This window comes from Martelella sp. (assembly GCF_984369615.1).
In genome coordinates this window covers 1-6,593 of sequence record NZ_CFHTCS010000252.1, presented here as the reverse complement: position 1 = coordinate 6,593, position 6,593 = coordinate 1, and the positions used below count along the sequence as shown (strand labels likewise).

Genomic DNA, 6,593 nt, shown 5'->3' with positions numbered 1-6,593 from the left:
ATGTCGCCGCCAGCGATGACCAATAGGCTTCGGTGGCCGGATAGAGCAGCAGATAGAGAAGCGCCGAACCGCAAAGCAGGAACGGAAACAGCCTTGCCGGACCCGCCCGGTCCACGTGGCGGGCCGCCGCGCCGCCGACGGCGAACCCGATCCCGTAGGCCATGACGGCGAGGCTTGCCGCCGCGGCGCCAATGCCGAGCGTTTCGCGCATTCTCAGACCGAGCAGCGCATAGGTGCCGTAGAACACGGTCATGAACAAGAGGCCGGTCAAAAGCATGCTGATGACGCCGGAAACGCCGATCACGGCGCGGCGGCTGAAGACCGCGCCGGCGGATTGCGGGCGGCGGGCATCGGCCGTCAGCGCGAAAACGACGCTCGCCAGAAGGGCAAGCGCAGCGAGCGCGCCATAGGCCAGCCGCCAGTCCAGCACCTCGCTCAGCATGGCCGAAAGCGGCACGCCGACAATCAGCGACAGCGACCATCCGGACAGGACGATGCCGAAGGTGCGCGCGCCCGCGCCCTCGGGCGCCGCGCTTACCGCCTGCGAATAAACCGCAGGCAACAACACGCCGGTGGCAATGCCGGCCAACGCCTGAAAGAAGGCCAGCGCCTGCCAGGCCGGGCTTGCGGCGGATCCGGCAAAGCCAAGCGCAAGCACCAGCGCGGCGGCGGCCAGCACCACCCGCATGGCGTGGCGGTCGATCAGGCGGGAGAGAAAAAAGGCCGAAAAGGCGGCCGCCGCCCCGAAGGCCGAAATCGCCCGCGTCACCGCGACCGGCTCCGCATCGAGCGTCCGCGCCACGTCGCCGAGGATAGGCCCGAGAATGAAGGAGTTCGCGCCGATCAGGAACACGCCGACGACCAGCGCTGCCAGCCGCAGGCGTTGAAGAAGGATAGAATGCACGGGAAAGCCTATGCGCGGTGATTCACTTCAATCCATTATCCGTGATCACCGGCGACAATCAACCGCGGCCCTTACGCCTGTTGCTTCGCGATCCAGTCGTGATCCGGATGGTTTCTGAAGCGCCATTTGCGCATCGGTCCGGCCATGACATTCAGATAGTACATCTCGTAGCCATGCGGCGCGCCGCAGGGGTGATGGCCCTTCGGCACCAGAACCACCTCGCCGTCATGCACGGCCATGGTCTCGTCCAGTTCGCCGTCATCGGTGAAGACCCGCTGGAAGCCGAAGCCCTGCGCCGGGTTCAGTCGGTGGTAATAGGTCTCCTCCAGATAGGTCATATCCGGAAAATTGTCCTCGTCGTGCCGGTGCGGCGGATAGGAAGACCAGTTGCCGGCCGGCGTGAAAACCTCCGTCACCAGCAGGCTGTCGGCGATATCGCGGTCTTCCATGGCGATCGGGTGGATATAGCGGGTGTTGGACCCCTTGCCGCGCTCTTCCAGGCCGATATTGTCGATCACCTGCGCCTTGTGGCCGCCCTTGCCGGGGGCCGAGCAGACGGCGAGCGTGCAGTCCGTTTCAGCCCGCGCCGCCCAATCGGCATGGTCCGGCACATAGACGGCGGCCGGCTTCTCACGCTCGAACACGTTCATGCGCTTGCCGAGCGTGCCGAAGTCCTGCCCGGCCCCGGAGATCGCCGCCCTGCCCTCGACCAGAACGAGAATGACCTCGCGGTCCCCCGTCTTTTCCGAAACGCTCTCGCCCGCGGCGAGGCGATAGAGGCCGAAGCCGACATAACCCCAGCCGGCGCTTTCGGGCGTGATGTCGTGGACCTTGCCATGGGTTCCGTTCGGCTTGACCAGCAATCGGCTCATATCGTCAACTCCTCGTGTTCTCGTTATTTCAGTCCGGCTTCCGCGGCTGCCGCCTTCAGCGCCTTCAGCCCCATGCTCTGGTATGTGAAGGGATTGCGCAGGGCGGGATCCTGTTCGGCCTCGATCACGATCCAGCCGGAATAGCCGTGTTCCGCGGCGATCTTCAGCACGGAAGCAAAATCGACGATGCCTTCGTCGTCTCCGGGCACGGTAAAGACGCCGCGCCGCACGCCCTCCAGGAAGCTCAGCCCCTCGTCGCGGACCTGCCGCATCACGGCGCCGCGCACATTCTTGGCATGGATATGACGCACGCGGTCCATATGGCGGCGCGCCAGCGCTTGAGGGTCGCCGCCGCCGAAGGTCGCGTGGCCGGTGTCGAGCAGCAGATACACATCGGGGCCCGTCAACGCCATCAGCCGGTCGATCTCCGCCTCGCTCTGGACAATCGTACCCATGTGGTGGTGATAGACGAGCGCGATGCCGTCCTCGGCGCAATAGGCCCCGATCGCATCGAGCTTTGCGGCAAAATCGTCCCAGGCAGCATCGTCCAGCACCGGACGTTCAGAGAGCGCAAGCGCGTCATTGCCGTGAATGGCATTGGACGTCTCGCAGACGATGCAGACCTTTGAGCCCTGCGATTTCAGGAGGTCGAGATGCGGACGGATCGCAGCCTTCTCGTCTTCGACCGAATGCGTGAGCAGGTTCAGCGAATGCCATCCTGAGACGAATTTGAGGCCGTGGGCGGACAGCACGGCGGCAAGCGCCTCCGGCTCGGTCGGGAATTTATGCCCCTTCTCGATGCCGTCGAATCCGATTTCGGCGGCTTCGGAAAGGCAGGTCTCAAGCGAGATGTCGGCTCCGAGGCTCTGGTCGTCGTCATTCGACCAGGCGATCGGATTTGTTCCGTAGAGGATCATGGTTTCACCCTTTCAAAGGCAAAGGAAGGAACTCAGTCAAAGGACCGCTGGCGCGCGCGCTCTTCCAGATAGGCCCTGCGCGCCGTATTGACCTCGGCGCGTTCGGAGACCTCGGGCACGGCGACGTCCCACCAGTTTCCGCCGGCCTCCGTGGTGATCATCGGGTCGGTGTCGATGACGATCACATGGCTGCGGTCGCTGGATTTTGCGCGCTTCAGCGCCTCCTCCAGCGCCGCGATGCCATCGACCTTCTCGGCGATCGCGCCAAGGGCAGCGGCATGGGCGGCGAAATCGATATCGGACGGCACGACATGGCGCGCGGTGTCGATCAGATTGTTGAAGCTTTCGCCGCCGGTTGCCCGCTGCAGCCGGTTGATGCAGCCGAAGCCGCGATTGTCGAGCACCACGACGATGATCTTCTGGCCGAGCATGACCGATGTGGCGAGTTCGGAATTCGCCATCAGATAGGAGCCGTCGCCGAGCATGACGATAACGTCACGCTCCGGCAGCGCCATCTTGACGCCGAGGCCGCCGGCAATCTCGTATCCCATGCAGGAATAGCCGTAGTCGAGGTGGTAGCCATTGGGGCGTTCGGCCTGCCACAGCTTGTGCAGTTCGCCCGGAAGCCCGCCGGAGGCGCACACCACGATCGCATCCTCGCCGCTCTGGCGCTGCACCGCGCCGATCACATGCCCGTCGCTCGGCAGCGCATTGCCGGAAGGCGCATCGGTCGCTGCCGCAACGGCAGCCATCCACGTCTCTTTCAGAGCGGGATCGACGGCCGGCGCCTGATGCTGCCCAAGTTTCCCGCTCAGCATTTCGAGCGCCACCCGAGCATCCGCGACAAGCGGCAGCGCACCATGCTTGTAGCTGTCGAAGGCCGTGACATTGATCGCCAGAATCCGCCGCGACGGGTTCTTGAATACCGACCAGGAACCGGTGGTGAAATCCTGGAACCGCGTGCCGAGACCGATCACGAGGTCCGCGTCGGCGGCAACCGCATTGGCGGCGGAAGCGCCGGTGACGCCGATGGAACCGAGGTTCAGCGGATGGCTGGCGGGAAGCGACGATTTGCCCGCCTGCGTTTCGGCAACGGGGATCCGGTGCTTTTCGGCAAAGGCTTTCAGCGCCTCCGTTGCCCCGGAATAGAGCACGCCGCCGCCCGCGACGATCAGCGGCCGTTTGGCAGATTTGATGGCCGCGACCGCCCGCAGAAGCGCATCCGCATCCGGCGCCGGTCGACGCTGATACCAGATCTTCTCGGCAAAAAAGCTCTCCGGCCAGTCGAACGCCTCGGCCTGCACATCCTGGCAGAAGGAGAGCGTGACAGGGCCGCAGCGCTCCGGATCGGTCAGCGTCGAGAGCGCGCGCGGCAGCGCCGTCAGAAGCTGTTCGGGGCGCGTGATCCGATCGAAATAGCGGCTGACGGGCCGGAAGCAGTCATTGGCGGAAACCGTCGCGTCATCGAAATCCTCGACCTGCTGCAGCACCGGGTCAGGCGCGCGGCTGGCAAAGACATCGCCGGGGATCAGCAGCACCGGCAGACGGTTCACATGGGCGAGCGCGCAGGCCGTCACCATATTGGTCGCGCCGGGGCCGATGGAAGTCGTCACCGCCATGGCCTGCCGGCGGTTCTTCGCCTTGGCATAGGCGATCGCGGCATGCGCCATGGTCTGCTCGTTATGCCCTCGCCATGTCGGCAATTCGTCGCGCACGCCGTAGAGCGCCTCGCCGAGCGCCGCGACATTGCCATGGCCGAAAATCGCCCAGCAGCCGGGAATGACAGGATCGCCGTCCTCGTTCTTCTGGGCAATCAGATAGCGCACCAGTGCCTGTGCGGCGGTCAAGCGGATCGTCTTCATCAAAACGCCTCATCTTTTTCGTGCTGTGTCGCCGCCAGCCGGGCCTCGTCCCAATAGCGGCAGAAGCTGCGGTATTTTTCCGTCATTTCGGCAACGGCCTCGTCGTCGCTGATTGTGCCGGAGAGCCAGGCCCGCGCCGCATCGGCGAAGATCGAGCGGCCGACGGCAAACCCCTTGACCAGCGGGAAGCGTGCCGCCTCCGCAAAGCTTGCCGCCAGTTCCTCTTCCGGGGCATCGAGCCCCAGAACGACGATACCGCGGGTATGGCGATCATGGCCCTCGATCGCCGCGCACACATTGGCCCATGCGGCCTCTGTTGTCAGCGGCTCCAGCTTCCACCAGTCGGGATAGATGCCGATCTCGTAAAGACGCTCGATCACGCGCGCGGCGCTCATGTCATCCGTCTCGCCATGCTTTGATGACACGACCTCCATCAGGAATTCCAGCCGGTTTCGGCGTGCGGCGGCAAAAAGGCGCGCAAGCGTCGCCTCCTGCTCCGCCTTCAGCGTCGCGTCGTCATCGGGGTGATAGAAGCACAGGACCTTGACGACATGCTCGGCCGGCCATTCGGCCAGCCCGCCCATGTCCTCGCCAAGCTCCGGCTCAAGCGCGAGCGGGCGCGAGCCCGGCCATTCCGTCGGCCGCCCGATCCAGAGACCGGTCCCCGCCGCCCTGTACAGCGCCGAACGGCCGATCCGGCTGTCGCAGAGAATGCCATAGCCCGGCCTGCGATCGGCCACGTCCAGCGCGGCCTTCAGGCAAAGCTCCTTGAAGGCGCCCAGCCTTTGGGCCGGAACGCCGCACTCCTCGGCCATGTCTTCAAGCTGGATCCGGTGGTCGAAGGCAAAAACCCGCATTTCCGGCCAGTCGCCGTGCCTGTTGGTGGACCAGTGCAACTGCTCCAGCGCCTTGTCCTTGCGCAGCGCCAGCGTGGTTGAGCCGTGCTCAAGGAAATATTCAAGCTCGGCCAGGCTCGGATAGGCCGGCGTGCAGCCGTGGCGCGACACGGCAAAGGCGCCGCAGGCATTGGCGATCGTCAGGCTTTCGGCCCAGTCCCGATCCGTCAGCCAGCCCTTCAACAGCCCGGCCATGAAACCGTCGCCCGCGCCTAAAACGTTGAAAACCTCGATGCGGAAGCTCCGGCCCGCAACGCCGCCGTCGATATCGTCGGGGATATCGCCTTCGAAGGCCGAAGCGCCTTCCGCGCCGCGCTTCAGCACCAGCGTCGCGGCGCTCACCTTGCGCACATTCTTCAGCGCTTGCAGCGTATCCGTCGTGCCGCCGGCAATATGGAACTCCTCTTCCGTGCCGACGATGAGATCGAACAGATGCAGCGTCGACTGAAGCTTGGCAGTGACCTTTTCCGACGCGATGAAGCGGTTCTCGCCATCACCGTGACCCGACAGCCCCCAGAGGTTCGGCCGGTAATCGATATCAAGCGCGGTGCGCGCGCCGTGCTTGCGGGCAAGACCGAGCGCCTTCAGCACCGCCGCCTCGGTCCTGGGGTTGGAAAGATGCGTGCCGGTGGCGACCAGCGAACGCGAGCGCGCAATCAGCGCCTCGTCGATATCGTCTTCGCACAGCGCCATGTCGGCGCAGTTCTCGCGATAAAAGATCAGCGGAAACTGCTCCTCGTCCCGAATGCCCAGGATCACCAGCGCCGACAGGCGTTCCGGGTCGGTGACGACGCCGGTCACATCGACGCCTTCCCGCTCGAGCTCCTCGCGGATGAAGCGGCCCATATGCTCGTCGCCGACGCGGGTTATAAGGCCGGATTTCAGCCCGAGACGCGCCGCGCCCGTCGCCATGTTGGTCGGCGAGCCGCCGAGATATTTCTCGAAGGACAGCATGTCCTCCAGCCGACCGCCGACCTGCGCGCCGTAAAGGTCGACCGAGGAACGGCCGATCGTGAGACAATCGAGTTCATGCATGCTCTAGACAGTGCCTCCCAGCGAGGATTCAAGTTCGACAAGTTCGCGCCCGCCCGCCATCAGGTCCTGCAACTGCTCGGCATTGATCTCGCCGCGCTTGGCAGTGC

Annotated in this window: 5 protein-coding genes and 1 pseudogene; all 6 read right to left on the bottom strand. The window is 64.8% G+C overall.

Annotated elements, in window-relative coordinates:
• Positions 1–904 (bottom strand): MFS transporter (locus tag AC5DC2_RS17265; protein WP_491699370.1); only part of this gene is annotated, 904 nt, incomplete at its 3' end.
• 71 nt (positions 905–975) lie between these two features.
• Positions 976–1,776, bottom strand: coding sequence for a 5-deoxy-glucuronate isomerase (iolB, locus tag AC5DC2_RS17260; RefSeq protein ID WP_024710216.1), 801 nt, complete (start codon positions 1,774–1,776; stop codon positions 976–978).
• Between the two features lie 23 nt (positions 1,777–1,799).
• A complete protein-coding gene (gene iolE / locus AC5DC2_RS17255; RefSeq protein WP_491699369.1) occupies positions 1,800–2,693 on the bottom strand; it encodes a myo-inosose-2 dehydratase in 894 nt (297 codons plus the stop codon).
• Positions 2,694–2,725: 32 nt separating this feature from the next.
• Entirely contained in the window at positions 2,726–4,555 is a 1,830-nt protein-coding gene (iolD, locus tag AC5DC2_RS17250; protein WP_491699368.1) for a 3D-(3,5/4)-trihydroxycyclohexane-1,2-dione acylhydrolase (decyclizing), read from the bottom strand.
• Entirely contained in the window at positions 4,555–6,486 is a 1,932-nt protein-coding gene (locus tag AC5DC2_RS17245; protein ID WP_491699367.1) for a bifunctional 5-dehydro-2-deoxygluconokinase/5-dehydro-2-deoxyphosphogluconate aldolase, read from the bottom strand. Before AC5DC2_RS17245 ends, iolD begins: the two co-directional genes overlap by 1 nt.
• 3 nt (positions 6,487–6,489) lie before the next feature.
• Positions 6,490–6,593: pseudogene (locus AC5DC2_RS17240) on the bottom strand (sugar ABC transporter ATP-binding protein); the annotation flags it as partial.

What these genes read in the sequence shown, in the direction of transcription:
- iolB (WP_024710216.1), bottom strand. Translation starts at nt 1,776, where the DNA reads ATGAGCCGATTGCTGGTCAAGCCGAACGGAACCCATGGCAAGGTCCAC.
- iolE (WP_491699369.1), bottom strand. Translation starts at nt 2,693, where the DNA reads ATGATCCTCTACGGAACAAATCCGATCGCCTGGTCGAATGACGACGAC.
- iolD (WP_491699368.1), bottom strand. Translation starts at nt 4,555, where the DNA reads ATGAAGACGATCCGCTTGACCGCCGCACAGGCACTGGTGCGCTATCTG.
- AC5DC2_RS17245 (WP_491699367.1), bottom strand. Translation starts at nt 6,486, where the DNA reads ATGCATGAACTCGATTGTCTCACGATCGGCCGTTCCTCGGTCGACCTT.